23 protein-coding genes are annotated in these 19,549 nt (G+C 66.7%); 10 read left to right on the top strand and 13 right to left on the bottom strand.

The genetic code is table 11. The annotated features are described in order from the left end of the window. Positions 1-152: 152 nt before the first annotated feature. From NGM06_RS10255 to NGM06_RS10275, 5 genes are all read right to left on the bottom strand, one after another. On the bottom strand, positions 153-740 hold the full coding sequence (locus NGM06_RS10255) for a DUF7110 family protein (RefSeq protein ID WP_254266868.1): 588 nt from the start codon (positions 738-740) through the stop codon (positions 153-155). A gap of 112 nt (positions 741-852) precedes the next feature. Next, positions 853-1,194, bottom strand: coding sequence for a glutaredoxin family protein (locus NGM06_RS10260; protein WP_254266869.1), 342 nt, complete (start codon positions 1,192-1,194; stop codon positions 853-855). A gap of 37 nt (positions 1,195-1,231) precedes the next feature. Next, positions 1,232-1,873, bottom strand: a complete 642-nt coding sequence (gene gfcR, locus NGM06_RS10265; RefSeq protein WP_254266870.1) for a transcriptional regulator GfcR — start codon at positions 1,871-1,873, stop codon at positions 1,232-1,234. Beyond that, complete coding sequence (locus tag NGM06_RS10270; protein WP_254266871.1) at positions 1,870-2,937, bottom strand: glucose 1-dehydrogenase; 1,068 nt, start codon at positions 2,935-2,937, stop codon at positions 1,870-1,872. Before NGM06_RS10270 ends, gfcR begins: the two co-directional genes overlap by 4 nt. A gap of 170 nt (positions 2,938-3,107) precedes the next feature. Further along, positions 3,108-4,067 (bottom strand): AIR synthase family protein, encoded by a 960-nt coding sequence (locus tag NGM06_RS10275; RefSeq protein ID WP_254266872.1) that lies wholly within the window; start codon positions 4,065-4,067, stop codon positions 3,108-3,110. Positions 4,068-4,255: 188 nt separating this feature from the next. Here NGM06_RS10275 and NGM06_RS10280 point away from each other — a divergent pair, with 188 nt between their 5' ends. The 6 genes from NGM06_RS10280 to NGM06_RS10305 all read left to right on the top strand — a co-directional run bounded on the left by NGM06_RS10280 (position 4,256) and on the right by NGM06_RS10305 (position 8,250). Then, a complete protein-coding gene (locus NGM06_RS10280) occupies positions 4,256-4,741 on the top strand; it encodes an Lrp/AsnC family transcriptional regulator (RefSeq protein WP_254266873.1) in 486 nt (161 codons plus the stop codon). Positions 4,742-4,879: 138 nt separating this feature from the next. After that, positions 4,880-5,137 (top strand): HalOD1 output domain-containing protein, encoded by a 258-nt coding sequence (locus tag NGM06_RS10285; protein ID WP_254266874.1) that lies wholly within the window; start codon positions 4,880-4,882, stop codon positions 5,135-5,137. Continuing rightward, positions 5,137-5,427: a hypothetical protein gene (locus NGM06_RS10290; RefSeq protein WP_254266875.1), complete on the top strand. Its 291-nt coding sequence runs from the start codon at positions 5,137-5,139 to the stop codon at positions 5,425-5,427. The genes NGM06_RS10285 and NGM06_RS10290 overlap by 1 nt, the downstream gene beginning before the upstream one ends. A 93-nt stretch (positions 5,428-5,520) precedes the next feature. Continuing rightward, positions 5,521-5,931: a hypothetical protein gene (locus NGM06_RS10295; RefSeq protein WP_254266876.1), complete on the top strand. Its 411-nt coding sequence runs from the start codon at positions 5,521-5,523 to the stop codon at positions 5,929-5,931. A gap of 71 nt (positions 5,932-6,002) precedes the next feature. Then, complete coding sequence (locus NGM06_RS10300) at positions 6,003-7,271, top strand: HAD family hydrolase (protein ID WP_254266877.1); 1,269 nt, start codon at positions 6,003-6,005, stop codon at positions 7,269-7,271. A gap of 202 nt (positions 7,272-7,473) precedes the next feature. Beyond that, positions 7,474-8,250: an enoyl-CoA hydratase/isomerase family protein gene (locus NGM06_RS10305; RefSeq protein ID WP_254266878.1), complete on the top strand. Its 777-nt coding sequence runs from the start codon at positions 7,474-7,476 to the stop codon at positions 8,248-8,250. 445 nt (positions 8,251-8,695) lie between these two features. On the opposite strand, the gene NGM06_RS10310 is transcribed toward NGM06_RS10305, so the two are convergent. The 3 genes from NGM06_RS10310 to NGM06_RS10320 form a co-directional block, all read right to left on the bottom strand. Beyond that, positions 8,696-9,934 (bottom strand): mandelate racemase/muconate lactonizing enzyme family protein, encoded by a 1,239-nt coding sequence (locus NGM06_RS10310; RefSeq protein WP_254266879.1) that lies wholly within the window; start codon positions 9,932-9,934, stop codon positions 8,696-8,698. An 18-nt stretch (positions 9,935-9,952) separates the two neighbouring features. Continuing rightward, positions 9,953-10,138, bottom strand: a complete 186-nt coding sequence (locus NGM06_RS10315) for a hypothetical protein (RefSeq protein ID WP_254266880.1) — start codon at positions 10,136-10,138, stop codon at positions 9,953-9,955. Positions 10,139-10,399: 261 nt separating this feature from the next. Beyond that, positions 10,400-11,356 (bottom strand): dihydrodipicolinate synthase family protein, encoded by a 957-nt coding sequence (locus NGM06_RS10320; protein WP_254266881.1) that lies wholly within the window; start codon positions 11,354-11,356, stop codon positions 10,400-10,402. A gap of 100 nt (positions 11,357-11,456) precedes the next feature. On the opposite strand from NGM06_RS10320, the gene NGM06_RS10325 reads away from it, so the two are divergent. Both NGM06_RS10325 and NGM06_RS10330 read left to right on the top strand, forming a co-directional pair. After that, on the top strand, positions 11,457-11,729 hold the full coding sequence (locus tag NGM06_RS10325) for a MoaD/ThiS family protein (protein ID WP_254266882.1): 273 nt from the start codon (positions 11,457-11,459) through the stop codon (positions 11,727-11,729). A gap of 246 nt (positions 11,730-11,975) precedes the next feature. Continuing rightward, positions 11,976-12,476, top strand: coding sequence for a DUF5797 family protein (locus NGM06_RS10330; RefSeq protein ID WP_163522077.1), 501 nt, complete (start codon positions 11,976-11,978; stop codon positions 12,474-12,476). Positions 12,477-12,495: 19 nt separating this feature from the next. On the opposite strand, the gene NGM06_RS10335 is transcribed toward NGM06_RS10330, so the two are convergent. The 3 genes from NGM06_RS10335 to NGM06_RS10345 all read right to left on the bottom strand — a co-directional run bounded on the left by NGM06_RS10335 (position 12,496) and on the right by NGM06_RS10345 (position 15,549). Beyond that, positions 12,496-13,791, bottom strand: coding sequence for a PQQ-binding-like beta-propeller repeat protein (locus NGM06_RS10335; protein ID WP_254266883.1), 1,296 nt, complete (start codon positions 13,789-13,791; stop codon positions 12,496-12,498). A gap of 76 nt (positions 13,792-13,867) precedes the next feature. Continuing rightward, entirely contained in the window at positions 13,868-14,959 is a 1,092-nt protein-coding gene (locus tag NGM06_RS10340; protein ID WP_254266884.1) for a DUF5787 family protein, read from the bottom strand. Between the two features lie 152 nt (positions 14,960-15,111). After that, positions 15,112-15,549, bottom strand: coding sequence for a bis(5'-nucleosyl)-tetraphosphatase (locus tag NGM06_RS10345; RefSeq protein ID WP_254266885.1), 438 nt, complete (start codon positions 15,547-15,549; stop codon positions 15,112-15,114). Positions 15,550-15,749: 200 nt separating this feature from the next. On the opposite strand from NGM06_RS10345, the gene NGM06_RS10350 reads away from it, so the two are divergent. Next, positions 15,750-16,076, top strand: coding sequence for an uS10/mL48 family ribosomal protein (locus tag NGM06_RS10350; protein WP_163522073.1), 327 nt, complete (start codon positions 15,750-15,752; stop codon positions 16,074-16,076). A 182-nt stretch (positions 16,077-16,258) separates the two neighbouring features. After that, positions 16,259-17,308, top strand: coding sequence for an NAD(P)-dependent glycerol-1-phosphate dehydrogenase (locus tag NGM06_RS10355; RefSeq protein WP_254266886.1), 1,050 nt, complete (start codon positions 16,259-16,261; stop codon positions 17,306-17,308). Between the two features lie 47 nt (positions 17,309-17,355). Here NGM06_RS10355 and NGM06_RS10360 read toward each other — a convergent pair whose 3' ends face one another. Together NGM06_RS10360 and NGM06_RS10365 are read right to left on the bottom strand one after the other, a co-directional pair. Beyond that, the gene (locus tag NGM06_RS10360; protein WP_254266887.1) at positions 17,356-18,090 is read right to left on the bottom strand and encodes a hypothetical protein; all 735 of its coding nucleotides are present in this window, start codon (positions 18,088-18,090) and stop codon (positions 17,356-17,358) included. A 238-nt stretch (positions 18,091-18,328) separates the two neighbouring features. After that, entirely contained in the window at positions 18,329-19,318 is a 990-nt protein-coding gene (locus tag NGM06_RS10365) for an NAD-dependent epimerase/dehydratase family protein (RefSeq protein ID WP_254266888.1), read from the bottom strand. Between the last annotated feature and the right edge of the window lie 231 nt (positions 19,319-19,549).

A 19,549-nucleotide genomic window follows, 5' to 3' on the forward strand; every position in this document is an offset into this window, starting at 1 on the left:
CGGAGTCGCACGGTAAAACCACGCACGATGCGTCGCGCTCGGCCGAAATCTTCCGCCGACAGCGAACCGACTGCTCGCGCGCGCCGTGAGCAGAGAGCGGTGCCCCCAGTGAACGAAGCGAACGAGGACACCCGACGAAGAAAGCGGTCGGTTCAGATGAACTCGTTGTCGCGCCAATCGACTCCGCTGGACCCGGAGTTCGAGGAGTTCGGTCCCTCGACGACTTCGATGGACGCAGGTCGGTCCTCGCCGTCCACGATGCGGGTCGCCTGCAGTTCGCCGTCCACCTCGGTGATGGCCGTCAGCGTCCCTTTCTCGGCCAACCGAGCGATGTCACAGAGGACGAGGAACATCGGATACTGGACCGCCGTGTTCTGGAGGACGGTCTCGCGGTCGCCCTTGAACGCGGCCACCTCGATGAGTTCGCCCATCGGTTCGTCGTCCTCCTCCTCGTCCAGTTCCTCGGCGTCGTCGCCCCACCGCGGCCCCTCGCGTCGCTTCTGCTCTTCCTCGGTGTAGACGCGGGTCTCCGAGATGGAGGCCTTCAGTTGCGCGGTCGGCGTGTACTTGCTGATACTGTCGTCGTCGGCGACCGCGCTGATGATGAGCGTGTTCTTGCGCCGGGTGATATCGACGCTGGAGATTTTCGGGGGTAGGTCAGGGTCCTCCTCGAAGTAGTCGTAAACGTTCTCTAGCGGCAGTTCGAGCGTCGAATGAAGTCGATATACTTGCCCCGTCATTTGTAATTTACATGCAGGTTCCCGGCTGACGACACGGTACACGGCAGTATAGGTGGTCCGAACATATATGGGCTACTCTTTTGGTCCTCGGTCTGTCCGTCGAAATAAGTACTCAAGCCGACAACTCGTCGGCGAGTTCGCCGCGTTCGTCTAGTTCGGCCAGCACGTCGCTTCCGCCGACGAACTCGCCGTCCACGAACGTCTGCGGGATGGTCTCCCACCCGCTGTGGTCTTCCAGCGCGGCCCGGAACTCGGGGAGCGCGTCCAGCACGTCCACCGTCTCGTAGTCGTCGCGGTGCTGCTGGAGGAGTTCCAGCGCCTTCTGGGAGTAGCCACATTGGGGCATCAGTTCGTTTCCCTTCATGAACAGGACGACCTCGTTGTCGGCGATGGTCGAATCGACGTGCTCTCGCACCTCTTCTTCGGTTAGGTCACTTTCCGGCTGAAAGGTCATACCGTCCGATACGCCCCCCGTGCGCAAAGAAGTTGTGCTACTCGTCGTTGCCGACGCGGACCACGTTGATGAGCGAGTGGACCGGCACGCCCTGAATCTCCTCGACGCCCTGTTTGTCCACGAGGACGACGCAGGCGACCGGCGTGCCGCCCTCTTCGCGGATGGCCTCGACGGTCTCGCCCATCGTCGTCCCGCTGGTGATGGTGTCGTCCACGACGTAGCACTCGCGGTCCCGAATCTGGGCGAAGTTCCGGGAGAACGTCCCGCCGAGGTCCTCGATGTCGCCCTCCTCCCACTGGTGCTTGCTCGGGGCGTAGGTCCCGAGGTCGGTATCGAGTTCGCGCGCGACCGACGTGGCCAGCGGCGCACCCGCCTTCTCGATGCCGATGGTGAGGTCCACTTCCTCGCCCTGCTTCGCCATGAGGTCGGCCATCGCGGCCCCGGCGTGGTGGAGGCGGTTGCTGTCACGGCCGAGCGCCGACCAGTCCACGTGGATGTCGTGGGGACCGCCCGAGGGTTCCGTCTGGGTCGCGGTGGTCGGCGCGCCCGTGCCGCTCCGTTCGACCAACCAGCTCGCAGTCTCGCGCGACACGTTGAGTTCGTCGGCGATTTCGCCCTTCGATAGTCCCTGCTCGGCGAGTTGTGCCGCGCTCTCGATGAGGTCGTCTACGTTCTTCATATCTGGCTAAATTGGAGCGCGGTCTTTATTGTCGTTTCGTCATCCGCAAATGCGGCCTCGTAGTCGTCGAGGTCGTGGACACCCGTCACGAGGTCGTCGAGGAACCACGCCGGGAGGTCCCCGAGCGTCCGGACCGCGGACTCGAAGTGCGAGACGTTCGAGTTGACGCTGCCGACCAGCGCCTTGTTGTTCATCACGAACTCCTTGTGGAGTCGCCCGCCGTCGATTTCGAACTCCCACGGTTCCGGCACGCCGAGCAACGCTCCGACTCCGCCGGGCGCGAGCGCCTCGATGGCCTCGAAGGCGTGTTTCGCGTAGCCGGTGGCCTCGTAGACGAAGTCCATCGGTTCGTGGACCTCGGCGATCCGTGACACCGGCGTCTCGCGAGAATCGACGTATGTCCCGCCCAACTCCTCGATGATGTCGATAGTGGGGTCCGGTCGGTCGCGCCGACCGAGGCAGTACGTCCGCTCGTAGCCCTCCGCTTCCAGCATGGCGAGGGTGAGCAGACCGAGACTGCCGTTGCCGAGGACGAGATCCGCATCGGGGTCCCAGTCGAACGCCGACCGCGAGGCGGCGGCGTGTTCGATGGCCTTCTCGGAGATGCTGATGGGTTCCACCAGAAAGCCCCACTCCGCGAGGTCGTCGGGCACCGGAACGAGATTCTCGGCCGGACTCGTGAAGTACTCCGACATGAACCCGTGCGCGCCGTCGATGCCGCGCTCGACGCACGCTTCGGGCGGGGCCATGTCGGGTTCGCCGCGCTCGAAGTACTCGTTCGACCCCTCGGCGGGCGGTCGCCTGACGGTCGGAACGACTACGTCGCCCTCCTCGAAGACGGTGTCGTCGGCTTCTTCGACCACGCCGACCGCCTCGTGGCCCATAATCAGGTGGTCCTCGCCGTCCGGAAACCCGCCGTGACTCCCCGCGATGACCTCTCGGTCGGTCCCGTCGACGCCGACCCGGAGCGTCCGGACCAGCACCTCGCCCGGTTCGGGGTCCGGTCGCGGTACGTCGGCGACTGTCGGCGAGTTCTCGCCCCGTCGGATGACAACTGCTTCCATAGCAGGGGGTAGTGGCGGGAGGGACAAAAGATTTATTCTATACCGAGTAAACCTCTGCGGAGAGATGTGGCGTGCGGACTCTCACTTCTCCCTTCACTCCGACTTTCCGCTTTTCCCAGAATATCCCCTCTCCCACACTCGCCCGACAGATAGGCCACCGCTCGTTCGCACTACTCCCAGAGGTCGTAGAGGTCGTCGCGTATCGCCTCGCGGACGAGTTCGCCGTCGATGGCGACGCCGGGGTCGTCGGACTCGTCCACGACGCCGATTTCGCTGGCCGGGACGCCCTCGGCGTCGAGCGCCGCGAGGGCGTCGTCGCACTCGGCCGCCGGAACGGTGGCCAGCAGCGCGCCGGACCCGAATATCCGGAGCGGGTCGACGCCCATCGCCGCGCAGAGTTCGGTGGTCTCCTCGCGCACCGGGACCGCGCTCCGGTCGATGTCGAGGCGGACGCCCGAGGCGCTCGCCATCTCGACCATGCCGTTGACCAGTCCGCCCTCGGTGGGGTCGTGCATCGCGGTGGCCGACTCTCTGAGGACGCGGGCCTCCGGCACGACGCTTATCTCGTCGAAGAAGCCCTCTGCGCGTCCGAGCAGGTCAGCGGAGAAGTCGAGTTCGTCCCGGAAGTCGGTCGCCAGCACCGCGGTCCCCTCGATTCCCGCCCCTTTCGTGAGCAGGACGCGGTCGCCGGGTCGCGCGCCGCCGGTCGGGACGAACTCGTCGGCCAGTCCCATCGCGGTCATCGACGCCATCGGGCGCTCCAGTGCAGGGGTGTACTCGGAGTGGCCGCCGACGATGGCGACGCCCAACTCGCGGGCCTCGTCGTCCATCTGGGTCGTCAGCGCGTCCAGCGTGTCGGGGTCGTCGTCGGGCAGGAACAGCACGTTGGTCAACCACCGGGGGTCGGCCCCGGACGCGGCCACGTCGTTGCACGCCACGTGGACCGCGAGCGTGCCGAGGCGCTCCTCCGCCAGCGAGAGGGGGTCGGAACTGGCGACGAGCAGTCGGTCGCCGACCCGCATCGCCGCGGCGTCCTCGCCGTACTGTGGTCCCATCACTACCGAGTCGTCGCGTGCGCCCGTCCGCGAGAGGACGCGCGCGAGAACTTCGGGGTCGAGTTTCCCGATCATACCCGTCTCTCGGTGGGCGGGGGACTAAGTTTCGGCGGATACCCCGTCGGGGACCAAACAACGCGGCGACTCGGTACTCGCCGACGGTTTCGTTTCGCGGTTCGACAGTTCGCTGGAGGTCGGACTGAATCGGCAGACGAGACGGCGACAGAAACGGTCTTTTATCCGAGTGGATACTATCGTCGAGTATGGATACCTACGAACTCGACGAGGTAGACAAGGGGATTCTCTACCATCTCCAACAGGACGCGCGCAACAGCACCAGCACCGAGATGGCAGGGGAGTTGGACATCGCCGCCAGCACCGTGCGGAATCGACTGGCCCGCATGGAGGACGAGGGCGTCATCGAGCGCTACATCCCGAAACTCGACTACGAGAAGGCCGGGTTCCAACTCCGCGTGCTGTTCACCTGCACGGCACCCGACGAACCGGAGAACTTCGGGCAGGACGTTCTCGAACAGGAAGGCGTCATCGCGGTGCGCGAACTGCTCGCCGGGACCGAGAACCTCCACGTCGAGGCGGTCGGAACTGACACCGACCAACTGACCGAAGTCGCGGACTCGCTCCGCGAGATGGGACTGGAAATCGTGCGGTCGGACATCCTGAAAGCACAACTCCACCAACCCTTCAATCACTTCGGCGTCTCGGCGGTCACGGACGACGAAGGCGATTGACGAACCCTCGAGGGACCGTCACCACTGCTATTATCGCAGGCTTGGCGTTGTCAGTATCGCAGTTATGTTGCTCTCTCCGGACATAGTAGCACCTCATCACCATTTTTATCCGTTTCTGTTCGACTATACACGAACTGTATGTTCGGGAGCGAGGTTGACGCTATCAGCGAGCGACTGGTCGAGAAACTGGCCCGACGAGAGGGCACGACTCCCGCCGAACTGCATCCGCCGCTGTACGAGGTCGTCGACTTGGAAGCGTTAGACGCTGTATTCGCCTCTCTCCACGACGGGACGACACGCGACGCCGGTGGACGCGTCGAGTTCGAGTACGAAGGATATCGAGTTCAGGTCGGAGACGACGAGACCATCGTCGTCGACGAATTGGAGGAGTCCTGATGGACGAGTTCCGGTTCGACTGCGCGTTCTGCGACGTGACGGTCGACGCCGCGACCGCCGCCGTCGTGAAGGAGCAGGCGAAAGCGCACCTCGAATCCCACCACGTCACCGACCTCCGAGAGGTCTTCGCCGTCGCGTTCGGCGGGAACGAGTGCGACAACGACTGCGGGTACGTGTTCCCGGACGGTATCGAGGACGGCGTCGAGTACGAGTGTCCGACGTGCGGGCACGACAACTTCCCGCCGTTTCTCGAACGGTACGTCTACTGGCGAATCGAGAAGGAGACCTGACCGCGAGTCGCCGCCCGCACTCGGTGAGCAGGAGACTCCGTTCGACCGGACGAACCGTTAACAAGGAGCGTATCGTTCGAGAAACACGATTCGATGTCCAGTGTTTCTGAGTGGGACGCGTTCGCAGGGGCCGCTTCCGTCGCCTACGCCCTCGCACTCCTCCGATTACGCACCGATTTGAGCGACCCGGTTCACCTCTTGCTCTTCTCGTCGGTACTCGTCGCCGGACTCGTTCTCGTCGTCCAGTGGCTCTCGCCGCCCGACCTCGAGATTCGACTGCTCCGGTTCCGCCTCAGTCGAGCCGGGAAGGCCGTCGAGTTGGCTGCGGCGGTCGCGCTGACAGCGCTGACGTGGCTGGTTCTCGCGAGACCGGCGGTCGCCGTCGCCCTCGGTGTTGCCGTAGCCTACCTGTGGTTCCACCGGGAGAGCTACTACGACGACCTCCGGACCGAGGTGGAACGCCTCGCGGCGAGCGAATCGTCTGAGAGACCGAGAAACGCCTGACAGCGAGTGGCTCGACCGCCAACGTTCGCCCCGACCCCGACCTTTATCCCAGAGAGCGACCCAGTTCCGGCATGGAGCGGTACGACCAACTCTATCGACTCTACGACGAGTTCGACGCCGCGACGCTCCGGGCCTTACAGGACTTCGTGGACCTGTTTCCCCCCGTTGACTCGCGGGTCACTCTCGAACACTGGCAGGAAGTCGGCGACGACCTCGCCGACCGCAAGGCCGAGATTCGGGCGGCGTTCCCCGCGGCTGGTGAGACGTTCTCGGAACTCGCCGCGCGCGCGTCCCGCGACCAGGCGTTCACCGCGCTCGACCTCCACGCCAAGTACGACCGCGGCGTGAACGTCCTCGTCCTCGACGTGGACGAGACCCTGCGCTCGGCGGGCGGCACCGACAACGAGATTCCCCGCGAGACACTCCACCTCCTGACCGAGTTTCACGAGGCCGGGACGCCCATCGTGGTCTGCACGGGCCAGACGCTCGAGAACGTCAAGGGATTCCTGATTCAGGGACTCGGCAACGAACTCGTCCATTCAGGCGACCTCTCCATCGTCTACGAGGCCGGGACGGGCGTGTTCACGCCGGGCCACGGCGCGGACACCAAGCGACTGCTCTACGACGACCTCGACGCGGACGTGCGGGCCATCTTCGACGCGGTTCGCTCGCGGGTCCTCTCGGACGCGCCCGAGGACCTGCGCCGGGGGTGTCACCTGCAGGGCAACGAGTTCAACGTCACGCTCAAGCCCAACTTCGAAACGGGGAGCGACGACGCCCGCGAGGTCATCGACCGCGCGCTGGTCTACGAACTCGACCTGCTCGGCGACGCCGTCGTGGAGGAGGTCGGCGGTGATTCCGAGGACGCGGACGAGAACGCCGAGCGAGCGAGCGACTGGGCGCGGGCCTACTACGCCGAGCAGGACCCCGAAATCAGGGGCGTCCTCGAAAGCGAGGGCGCGACGCCAGACTGCAGTTCCGACGACGTTCCGGAGCCGATACGCGACACCTTCGAGCGCATCGACGTGGCCTACTACGAGGCCGACGCGGCCGAAATCGGGAGCCTCGAACTCAACAAGGTCGTGGGTGTCGAGACCGCCTTCGAGGTGCTGGGCATCGACGACCCCTTCGCGGCCGTCCTCGGCGACAGCAAGAGCGACCTCAGGGTGATGAAGTGGGTCGCCGAGAACGACGCGGGCATCGCGGCCGCCCCCGAACACGCCTCGCGCGACGTGCTGGACCACGTCATCCGGACCGACGAGTTGGTCTTCGACCGCGGGAAGGCCGGGGACGTGTTCCGGATCATCTTCGCGCTGAACCGACTGGCGAATCTGGGGTGAGTCGTCTCGCCGTCGCGTCTCCGTCTCGCGATATTTCGTCCGCTCTCTCGTCGGGACGTTCTACCGCTCGTCGGGCGAGCGTAACCGCTGGACGTAGCCGAGAGAACCGCAGACGTAGCCGGTGAGAAACGAAGCCGCGAACGTGTCAGCGAACCGCTCGTGTCTCGGAAGGATTATTCCGCGCGGCGTCGTCGGTGCCGATATGTCCGACTGGGAGACCATCAGCCTCGACTCCGACGGCGAAGTGACGACCCTGACGGTGGACCGTCCCGACCGACTCAACGCGCTCAACGTCGAGACGCTCGAAGCAATCGACGAGGCGCTCGACGTGGCCAAGAGCGAGGGCACGGGCGCGCTCGTCCTCACCGGCGCGGGCGACGACGCCTTCGTCGCGGGGGCGGACATCAGCTACATGCAGGACCTCTCGACGCCCGAGGCGCAGGCCTACGCCGAGTTGGGCCACCGGGTCGCCGACAAAATCGAGCGGTTCCCCGCGCCCGTCGTGGCGGCCATCAACGGCTACGCCTTCGGCGGCGGGTGCGAACTCGCGCTGGCCTGCGACCTCCGGGTCGCCAGCGAGGACGCGGTCATCGGCCAGACCGAAATCGACCTCGGAATCATCCCCGGGTGGGGCGGCACTCAGCGTCTCCCGCGCCTCGTCGGCGACGAACTCGCGCGCCGCCTCGTCTTCTTCGGCGAGCGCATCGACGCGCAGGACGCCGACGAACACGGACTCGTCGGCGAAGTCGTCGCCGCCGACCAACTCGACGACCACGTCGGCGAACTCGCGGCCGAACTGGCGGCCAAGCCGACCTACGCGCTAGCGGCCGCCAAGGAGGCGCTGAATCAGGCCCACGAGACCAGTCAGGAGGCGGGCCTGCGTTACGAACGCCGCCTCTGGAGCGGACTGTTCGGCACCCACGACCAGCGCGAGGGGATGGCGGCGTTCCTCGACGACCGGGACCCCGACTTCGAGTAGGTCCGGAGACGCGGCTCGTACTTTTGCCGACGAACGCCGTTCGACCCGGAGGTGTCCGACGCGCCGGAGCGTCTCCCGTGGCGGGTCGGTCCGGCCGACTCCCGTCCTGTCCTCCATCGCCGAGAGACTGCTTGGCGGCGTAACCGCCGCGGTGGCCGTCTCGGGGACCGAGGGGTCGCTTCCGGCCGGGGTACCCGGCGGTCCGGTGGTCTCGGGTTTCGCTGCGGTGTCCGTCCGACCGACCGCTGTCACGAGTTCAGGACCTTCGCGTGACTCATCGCACGTCCGAGACCGTCACGCTACCGAGTGCTACACGCGGAAAATCAGGACGCTCGAACCGGACGACGCCACGCCTCGCCGGGCGTCGTGAAGTACGGCCGCACGAGCGCGACGACGTTACGCCTCGTCGAAGGCCGTGAGGCAAAGCCTCACGAGTCCGACGAAGCTAGGCTTCGTCGAACAGCGTCTCGCCCTCGACCATGTTCTCCTCGACGACGTCCATGTCGAGGGTCACGCCGAGACCGGGCTTCTCGGGAATCTCGATGTGGCCGTCCTCGATGACGTCCTCTTCCACGAGGTCCTCCCACCAGCCGAGCTGGTAGCTGTGGTACTCGACCGCCAGCGAGTTCGGGATGGCCGCGCCCACGTGCGCGGAGGCCATCGTCGCCACGGGCGAGGAGACGTTGTGCATCGCGACCGGGATGTAGTAGGTGTCGGCCATGTCCGCTATCTTCCGGGTCTCGCGCATCCCGCCGGTCTTGGGCATGTCGGGCGCGATGAGGTCCACGGCCTGCTCCTCGATGAGGCGGCGCTGGCCGTGCTTGCGGTAGACGTTCTCGCCCGCCGCGATGGGCGTAGTCGTGGAGTGAGTGACGTTCTTCTGCACGTCGTGGTTCTCCGGCGGGACGGGGTCTTCGAGCCACCAGATGTCGTACTCTTCGAGCGCGCTGGCGAGGCGCTTGGCGCTGCCCGCCGAGAACGTCCAGTGGCAGTCGAACGCCACGTCGGCCCGGTCGCCGACGCGCTCGGTGACGGCCTCCACGATGTCCACCTTGTGCTGAATCTCGGGGTTCCGGAGGTGGCGGTTCGCGCGGTCCTTTTCGTGGCCCGAGGGCACGTCGAGGTCGAACTTCAGCGCGTCGTAGCCCAGTTCCTCGACCACGCGCTCGGCCTCGTCGGCGTTGCTCTCGGGGTCGGCCTCCTCGCCCGCGTGACAGTCACAGTAGACCCGTACCTCGTCGCGGTACTTGCCGCCGAGAAGCTGATACGCCGGTACGTTCAGAATCTTGCCCGCGAGGTCGTGGAGCGCGACTTCGATGCCCGAGATGGCGGTCACGGTCACGCCCTCGATGGACCCCTCGCCCGACATCTTCTGGATCAGATGCTCGTAGAGGCGGTCGATGTCGAGGGGGTTCTCGCCGACGACGAAGGGTTTCATCCGCTCGATGAGTTCCGGGACGCCCGCACCCCAGTAGGCCTCACCGGTCCCCACGACGCCCGCGTCGGTGTAGATTCGGACGAGCGTCCACGGGAAGTTACCGTCTACCATCGTCGTCTGTACGTCCGTAATCTCTACGTCGCGACCCTCCCCACGCGTTCCGTCGCACTCCATCGTCTCCGCCGAGAGGTCCCGCATCGTGTACTCGGCGTTCGGGTCGTGAAGCGACTCGTAGTTTCGTACCATGCGAAGCGATTACTCCCCCTATAGTAAAAATCTGGAGGGTCTGCCGTTGCGGACTGACGAGAGGGTCGGTTCGAAGACGAGGTACGCGCCCACGGCGACCATCAACAGGGCGAGCAGGACGACCTCGAGGGTCAACACCCCGAACGCGCAGAACTGTCCGCCGAGTACCGTCCGCTTGTTGAGGGCAGGTGTGGCGAGATTCATGGCTGTGGAGGGGCGACAGTCGCGGCTGTCGGGGTCGGTGCGAGCAGTCCCACTCCCGACGCGGCGGCAGTCGCCGTGCCGCCCCGACGAGGACCGTCGTATGCCCTCGATTAGCGCGAGAGCGGCATTAAAACTTCCGACCGTTTACGGAGGACAGAACGGAACTGTCGGAACGGAGCGGGAACGAACGCGACCCAGCGAAAGAGAACGCGTCGAGCGACCGAGAAAAAACGGAAGCCGCGCGCGGAGCGACTCGACCGCTCAGAGCAGGCCCAGTTCCGAGAGGTCGCTCCGGAGCGCCTCGCGGTCCTCGTCGTCCATCGTCCGGAGCGGACTCCGGAGCGAACCGACGTCGAAGTCGAGGTCCCGCACGTCGAGTGCGGTCTTGACACCGGCCATGTAGGGACCGCGCTTGAGCGCCGAGCGCACGTCGTACACCTCGCTCTGCAACTCGCGGGCCCGTTCCTCGTCGCCGTCGTCGTAGGCCTCGTAGAGTTCGACGACCAGTTCCGGGAAGGCGTTGGCGACGGCGCTCACCATGCCCGAACAGCCGACTTCCAGTCCGGGGAACAGCAGCGAGTCGGACCCGGCGAGGAACGTCATCTCGGGGTGGGCGTCGATGGCCTGTCCGAGCCACGGCACGTCCTTGCTGGAGTCTTTGAGTCCGACCAGATTCTCGATATCTGCGAGCGCGTCGAGCGTGTCCAGCGACAGTGAGTTCCCGGTCTTGCTGGGGATGTGGTAGACGTACACCGGCAGGTCCACCGCCTCGGCGACCGCTCGGTAGTGAGAGACCGCGGCCTCGTGGTCAAGCGGATAGTAGTACGGCGTGACGACGACTACGCCGTCCGCGCCAACGCGCTCGGCGTGCTCGGCGTGGGCGACGGTCTGGCGGGTACTCGGCGCGCCGACTCCCGCGATGACCGGCGCGTCGTCGCCGATTTCCTCGACTACCGCTTCGACGACGCCGTCTCGTTCGTCGGGCGTCAACAGCGGGAACTCGCCGTTGGTCCCGAGCGGGAAGACGCCGTGCGCGCCGCGGTCCACGACGAATCGCGCGTGGGCGGCCGTCGCGTCGTAATCGACCGACTCGTCCGCGTCGAACGCCGTGACGGTCGGCGGAACGACCCCGTGGATACCGAGGGGGTCGCTCGCGCCGGGACTGGGTGCGTTACCGTCGTCGGACGTCTCCGCGGAGTCGGATGTGTGAGTCGCCATACGCGACACGTCGTGAGCGCCGTCCTTAAGCGGTGGCATCTCGGCACTACTTTTTCGCGTGTGAGTAAACTTTTAGTCGATGCGGTCCGCAGTAGGTGGTATGAACGTCACTATCAAACTCACCGGTACCCTCGTCGCGCGCACCGGCACCCACGAGGCGCGCGTCGCGGTCCCGGACGACGCGACGGTCGCCGACGTGGTGGACGAACTCGCGGAGCAGTACGGCCCGCAGGTCCGCGCCGGGGTCCTCGACGGTCAGCGCCTGCGCTCGGACACCGTGGTGGTCCGTGAGACGTTCGACTCGACCGAGACGCTTTCGACCGGCAGTTCGCTGGAGAACGGCGACACGGTGCGGTTCCAGTTGAACGTCTGAACTGGGTCGTTCCTGCGCTCGATTCGGTCTCTCGGGCCGCGCGAATCCTCCTGCGGTTTCGCGATGCTGTGGTTCTTCCTCGTAATCGCCGAACGCTGACACCAGCTATCGTAACGATTGTTCGCCCCAGTCGCTAGCTTTCGCTCCTGTTCGCTCTCCACGAAGTCGAGTCCAGTCACGAGCGACCACACCGACTCGTTCTCACTTCCGGAAAGCGGAAATATCACCCCGCCGTAGCGCCGACCGATGACTCTCTCGGATGAGGCCCGCGAGCGACTCGCCGACCTCGTGGAGCTACAGCCGACCAAGAACGCCGAACTGCAGGAGCGTTGGGGTCTCGAAAGCGGGAGCGAGGTCCACCAGTATCTCGAAAACGAACTCAAGGACTACTACTACCGCGACGACAACAGCCTCATCCGCGCCACCAACGAGGCCGCCGACCTCGTGGACGTGGAACCCGGCGTCGTGGACGACGAGGAGTCGGGCGCGCCGTCGGCCATCCGCGTGCCCGAACTCCAACAGCAGGTGTTCTCGGTCGTCGCCGGGCCGGACGACGAGTCCGAGAGCGTGGTGTCGGTCCTCCAGAAACTGCGCGCGGAGTACGACGTGGACCCCGAGGCCGAGGACGTACGGAGCGCACTGCAGGCGCTTCGGCGGAAAGGCGTCGTCGAAGTCGTCTACCGGACCGTGCCGACGTTCAAACTGTCCGTCGAGCGCGACGAGGTAGACGTGTCGGTCTCCGGGTAACTCTGTCGGCCCCAACCAGCTATTCTAGCGCGAACACTGTCCCGGCCTCCGTGCTGACGAACAACGTCCCGCCCGCCAGTGCGAGGTGATACGCTGGCGACTCCAGTGTTCGTCGCCACTCCGTCGTCCCGGTTTCGACGTTTAGCGCGACCAGCGCGCTTCGCTCGTCCACGTCGTCGTGAAGCGGGACGTAGAGGCGGTGGCCGTCGGAGACGGGCGCGATCTGCCAGTCGCCGAAGCTCTCGACGGTGCGAGTCCAGCGAGCGGTTCCGTCGGCAGGATCGTGAGCCGTAATCCGGGCGTCCGAGTGGCTCTCGACGTACTCGCCCATGTCCTTCGTTTCGGTGTTCGTGCCGCACTTGTAGAAGACCGTTCCGTCGGCGACCACCGGGGAGGTGCCGAACGTCCCGCCGGACTCGGTCCAGCGACGCGACCCGTCGGGGTCGAACGCGGCGAGTTTCCCCGGTCCCTCGTCGCGATTGGGGTACCACTCCTCGGTCTCCGGGACGAACACCCGCCCTCGGTCGCCGACCGCCGGTGCGGGGTACGCCCGCTCGTCGGGGTCGTACCGCCACCGAACGCGGGGCGGTGTCTGGAGCGGAATCTCGTAGAAGGCGTTGCGGCGGTCGCGGGCGGCCAGTCCGTCCCACCCCTCCGCCGTGTAGAGCGCGTCGTCCGTCACTGCGGGGTGGCCGGTGGGACGTGAGCCAGTTTCCGCAGTCCAGCGTTCGGCCCCCGACGACCTGTCGAGCGCCACGAGACGGTCGTCTCCGGGCACGTAGACCGCTATTCCGGCGACCAGCGGCGTTTGAATCCGGTGCAATCCCGTCTTGCGCCACCGTCGCTCACCGGCCGACGTTACCGCGGTAACGCCCGACGTCTCCGGGTACTGTGTCGTCGCGAAGACGGTGTCGTCGGCGAACGCGGTACCGTGGAACGTTTCGCCGTCTCCGCCCTCGACCGACCAGCGCTCGCGGCCGTCGCCGACTCGGAGCGCCGAGAGCGACCGGCCGCCGACGAAGACCGTATCGCCGGAAACGACCGGCGTCGGGAAGTTCAGATAGCCGCGGAACCGGCCTTCGGGGTCGAACCGTTCGACCCGCCAGCGAACGTCCGGGTCGCTCTCGGGGCCGGTCGCGTGGGGGTTGTAACCGGTGTTTCGCGTGTCGTGGTGGAGAAGGGGCCAACCCGGACTGCGCTCGCGGGTCGAAATCGAGTCGGGACCGCGTTTCCGCGCCGACAGTCCGAGCGTGGCGACCGCACCGACCCCCGTCGCGCCGAGGAGAGCGCGTCTGGAGATGGAGGGCGTTTTCATGTTCGCCAGAACACAGGAGGGGAGAATAGTTCTCCCGGTTCAGCCCGAACTTCGGTCCTCCTCGGTCCGTCCGCGGTCACCCCGACCGGTTGCGCTCTCGCCTGTCCTCCAGCAGGTTCCGAATCCCCTTGCCCGGCCCGCCTTCGATGGGCCACCCGCGCGTCCGCCACTGGGGCGGTTCAGGCGAGAACTCGGGGCACGACCCCGAACACTCCGAACTCGTCTGGTGGCACTCCTTGGCGGCGCAGTACGGCAGGAGAGTCCGGCCCTCGCGGCGCAACTGGAAGTACCGGCAGTCCGGTCGCATCGTCTCGGCGTACGCCCGCCACCCCTTCTCGTAGGCGCGCTCGGCGATTTCGAGGCGCTTGTGGGCCTTCCACTCGGGGTCGGCGTACTCGAACTGCGAGGCGGTGCTCCCGTACTCGGTGACCTCGCCGCGTTCGAGGACGCGAGTGCCGGGCGCGTCCGGGTCGAGGCTCCGGGGGAACCACTCCACGTCGGCGGTCCGCGCCCCGCCGGTCGCCAGCGCGTCGGGGTCCAGCGTCAGGATTCCGGCTTCCACCGGAACGCTCTCCAGCAGGGCGGGTTCGACCGACTCGCCGGTCGCACGGGTGGCCACCCACACCTCGTCGGCCAGCGAGAGCGCCACGTCGTACTCCAGTTGCGGGGCGAGGTGGCGGGCCGCGCTGGCGTCGAGGTCGGGCTTGTTCTCGATGGCGACGATGCGCTCGACCCAGTCGGGGTAGGCCCACTTCCGGCGAATCTCGATGCGGTTGTTCCGCTTTCGCACGTCGAGGATGCCGCGGTCGGCGGCGCGGTGGATGGACTCGCGGACGTACCGCCACGGGTAACCGGGGTCCGGGAGCGCGTCTCGGTACCACTCCCAGTCGGGCGGCGCGTGGGGAATCACGTCGAGCAGGTCCGAGTCCAGTCGGCGGGGGCCGAAGTTCGTGCGCTGGCGGAGGGCGGCGGGGTCCACCTCGACCACGATGGTGTCCCACCGCCTGCGCTTGGTGCCGAGTTGCCGCGCGACGATGGCGGGGCAGTCGTCGCCCGCGTCCTCCGCGTCCCCCTCACCCGCTTCGGGCGGCCACTCGCGCTCGGCCCACCGGCAGGTACGCAACTCGAAGACGAACTCGGGGTCGGCCTCGGCGTCCGCGTCGCTCACGGTCGGCGTTCGGAGCGGGTCGGCCTAAGTGGTTCGGAACCCGCCAGCGCAGTTCCGGCGGTGGCGAGTCCGACCTTCGGGGTCGCACTCACGACGGCCGCGATGCTAGACGCTCGTCGGTGGTGGGCGGACGCGGTGAAACGGAGGCGGCCCTACGTCTCGTCGTCCTCCTCCTTCTCGTTCAGGAACTCGTGGGCGTCTTCGAGGATTTCGCGCGGGCCGTCCTGCGTGATGGTGTTGATGGCCTGCTCGTAGTCGCGCCACTGGTGGTCCCGGTGTTCGTGAGAGAGTTCCGCGCTCGCCTCGTAGGACTTGGCCACGAACAGGTGGACCGTCTTGTGGATGGTGTTGCCGTTGGCCTCGAAGACGTAGTCGTAATCGTCGCGGAACCCGTCGAGGAGCCGGAAGTCCTTGATTCCGGACTCTTCTTTCACTTCGCGTATGGCCGTCTGCTGTAACTCTTCGTCCCCCTCCACGCCGCCTTTGGGGAACTCCCAGTCGCCCGGACGCGACTTGAGGAGGAGATATTCCCGGCGACCGCGGGTATCCCGGTAGAGGATCGCACCCGCGGACGTAGCTTCAATCGTCATTTACTGGAGTATATACGGCGGTGCGTTAAGAGAATGTCGGAGGGAGGATTGCTCGAGACGACTCCGAACGCCGGTCGGCGTCGCGCGGCGCGACGACGGGGCGCACGCTCGCCGCCGGTCAGTCGGCCGCCGGAGGGCCGCGGCGAGAACAGACGTTTTACGTACCTCGATACTGAAAGACATCGACACCGAACCCAGCCATGACCTTCGTAACTAGAATCCGACTGCAGAGCGGGAACCGCCCCGCGCTGGAGAACGTCGTAGACGAGATTCGCTCGACGGCCGAACGCAAGGGCGCGGAACTCCGCGGCCCCCACTCGGCACCGCCAGAGCGCCTCGACGTTCCCCAGTACAAATCGACCAGCGGAAACGAGACCCGGCAGTTCCGGTCGTGGGACTACACGGTGTACACCCGTCAAATGGAAATCGTCGGCCACAACGACCTCGCCCGGCAGGTCGCTGAGTTCGACTTCCCCGACGGCGTTCACGTCGAAGTGGAACTCGAACAGATCGAACAGATGGCCTAACGGTCTTCTCAGCCTCTCTTCGTCCTCGCTCCTCGTCTTCTCGGTTCTGCTTCCGCTTCGCTCGTGCTTTCGGTTCCGCTCGCTCTTCGCCGCGCGTCCGATGGGACAAACCGCCGCGGGGATAGCCTCACACCCCGAGAGGAGAGGTAAACTGTTTTCCCGGCCCGCGAGAGAGTAGGGGTATGTTCGACAAAACGACGTGGATTCGCCTGCCCCGCAACGTGCTGGTGGGTCACGGCGTCCTCGACCAGACCGTCGAGGCCGTCTCCGAACTCCACCTCCACGGGCGTCCGCTGGTCGTCACCAGTCCCACGCCCCGCGAAGTCGCGGCCGAGCGCGTGGCCGCGGACTTCGAGGCGGCGGGCGAGGACCCCGCGATAGTCGAAATCGGGGAGGCGAGTTTCGAGGCGGTCCAGCGCGTCATCGAAGTCGCCGAGGAGGTGGACGCGGGCTACCTCGTCGGCGTCGGGGGCGGGAAGGCAATCGACATCGCAAAGATGGCCAGCGACGACCTCGGCACCGGGTTCGTCTCGGTCCCCACGGCGGCGAGTCACGACGGCATCGTCTCGGGCCGCGGGTCGGTCCCGGAGGGCGACACCCGCCACAGCGTGGCCGCGGAACCGCCGCTCGCGGTCGTGGCCGACACCGAGATTCTCGCGGACGCGCCGTGGCGACTCACGACCGCCGGGTGCGCCGACATCATCAGCAACTACACCGCGGTCAAGGACTGGCGACTCGCCAACCGACTCCAGAACGTCCAGTACTCCGAGTACTCGGCCGCGCTGGCCGAGATGACCGCCGAGATGCTGGTCGGCAACGCCGACTCCATCAAACAGGGTCTCGAAGAGTCGGCGTGGGTGGTCGTCAAGGCGCTGGTCTCCTCGGGCGTCGCCATGTCCATCGCGGACTCCTCGCGGCCCGCCTCCGGCGCGGAACACCTCTTCTCCCACCAACTCGACCGCATGGTCCCCGACGCCGCGCTCCACGGCCACCAAGTCGGCGTCGGCACCATCGTCGCGGAGTACCTCCACGGCGGCGACTGGCAGGGCGTCCGGCGAGCGCTCGACACCATCGGCGCGCCCACGACCGCCGCGGACCTCGGCATCGACGACGAGACGGTCGTCGCGGCGCTGACCGCGGCCCACGAGATTCGGGACCGGTACACGATTCTGGGCAACGGGATGAATCAGGACGCCGCCATCGAGGCGGCCGAGACGACGGGCGTCATCTGATCGCGACGGCACCCGACCGAGGACCGACACGCTCCTTCGCGCTCCGACTACTCGCGGAGCGTCCCGCGCGAGGACCGCCAATCCGATTTCGACGTCCGCGAGGGCCGCCGGAGCGCGTGGCGGACCGCGAGCAGGTGTCGAGCGAACACCGCCCCGGTCAGGAGGGCCGCGCCGACCACCGCGTGCGGCGAGAACCCGGCGACCGGAATCGTGCCGACCCACGCGGGGAGCGTCACCGCGCGAGAGACGACGAGGAGCCACGCCGTCGCGCCCGCGGCCTCCAGCACCGCCAGTCCGACCGTCGGGCGCTGGACCAGCGAGGCGAGCGGCCGCCGACCCTGAATCGCGTTGTCCGTCGCGGTGTGACGCGGAATCAGCACGACCGCGAACGCGAGTCCGGCGACCACGACGCCGAGCAGTCCGTCGGTCCACCGGACCGCCCCGAACCACCCGACCCACAGCGCGGTCTCGGCCACCGCGAGGCCCGCCACCGCTCGCGCCGGTACCGGCCGACTCCACCCGTTGACGGTGACGTGGGCCAGCAGCATCTCCACGAGCATCCCGGCGGAGAGTCCGGACACGCCGACCAGCGCTGGCGCGGAGAGCGGGTCGGCGTCCGCCACCAGTCCGAGCCAGACCGACAGCGCGGTGACTTCGACGGCCGTCAGGAGGACGACCCCGACGCCCCTGACCGTCGTCCGAATCGCCTCTCGAATCATCGTCCCGGAGACGAGTAGCGGGTCGTTCGACGGCGACGACGATGCTGTGCCATGTACTGACAATGTCGTTACGGGGTGTTTGTTATCAGCCTCCTGAAGTCGGTAGCTCGGACCTGCGAACGGTCTCAGCCCGGGACTAACGCCGCAATCGGCCGATTCCGAAGTACGCGGTCCCGAAGCTGTAGTAACCCAGTTAGAAGTGGAGCGGAAGAGAACGGACCGACCAGCGAGGAGTCGAGAGGCGGACCGAAGTCGGAGTCGGTGCGACGCCGCAGAGAGCGTCCGAGTCCAGTCCGACGCCTCAGACCGTGTCCAGCACGTCCAGAACGCGCCGTTCGGCCTCGCGGCCCGGGTCGTACTCGCTGCCGTCGCGGTCGCTGTCGAGATGCTCTTCGACCGTGGTCTCCATCGCCTCCGCGAGCGGCGTCGAGTCCCACCCGAGCGCGGCGAGTTTGTCGGTGTCCAGCACGTGGGGGTAGTCGCGGTAGAGGACGAAGTCGTCTAACGAGAGGTCCGCGGCGGCGAGTTCGCGCTCGCCCGCGTGGACGATTTCGACCTCCGTGTCGAGGGCGTCCGCGACCAGTTCGACCATCTCGTCTATCGTCACGACGCGGCGGTCGCCGACGTTGTAGGACTCGCCGGGCGTCCCTTCTTCGGCGACGACGCGGAGCGCGCTCGCCACGTCCTCGACGTACGCGCGGTGCCAGACGTTGTCGCCGTCGCCGGGCACGACTAGACGGTCGTAGTTCGCTACCCGGTCTATCCAGTAGTCGAGGCGCTCGGTGTAGTCGTGGGGACCGTAGACGATGCAGGGCCGGACGCTGTAGGCGTTCACGCCGCGGTCCGCGGCCGCGACTATCGCTCGGTCGCCCTCCGCCTTCCGGTTGCCGTAGGTCTCGCCCGAGTCGTCGGTGGCCTGCTCCATCGTGCAGGGCCGGAGTTCGGTCTCGCCCTCGCGCTTGGGAATCTCCTCGTTGCCGTAGGCGTCGCCGCTGGAGATGTACACGTAGGCGTCCGCGTCGGAGAATATCTCGGTGGCGGCTCGGACCTCGCGGGGTTTGTACGCCACGCAGTCGAAGACGGCGTCGGGTTCGACTTCGCGTCTGGCCTGTTCGAGCGCCGTCTCGTTGGTCCGGTCGCCCTCGTAGTGAGCGACGGCGTCGTTCTCGGCGAACGGATTCTCGTGGGTCCCGCGGTTGAAGATGGTCACGTCGTAGTCGTGGTCGAGCAGTTCCGAGACGAGGTGGCGGCCGATGAACCGCGTGCCGCCGACGACGAGTGCAGTGTCCATGCCGGGGGTTGGTCGCCAGATTTGAAAGACCTACTGGAGTCGGAAATCCGACGCTCGCGACCCCCGGCGGAGTCGGGCGTCTCGGTGGCGCGGTGTCGCGTCGCCGTCGGTAACCCCGGTTAGGCGCTACGGCGTCCCGTCGGGCCGCAGGATAGCAGTGAATACGACGAACGTACTGGAATATGTGGAGAATTGCCTGTTCGGTCGAAAATACCTGTTCACAGACACCGG

It is taken from the genome of Halorussus aquaticus (assembly GCF_024218795.1).
In the GTDB taxonomy this organism is placed as follows: Archaea; Halobacteriota; Halobacteria; order Halobacteriales; family Haladaptataceae; genus Halorussus; species Halorussus aquaticus.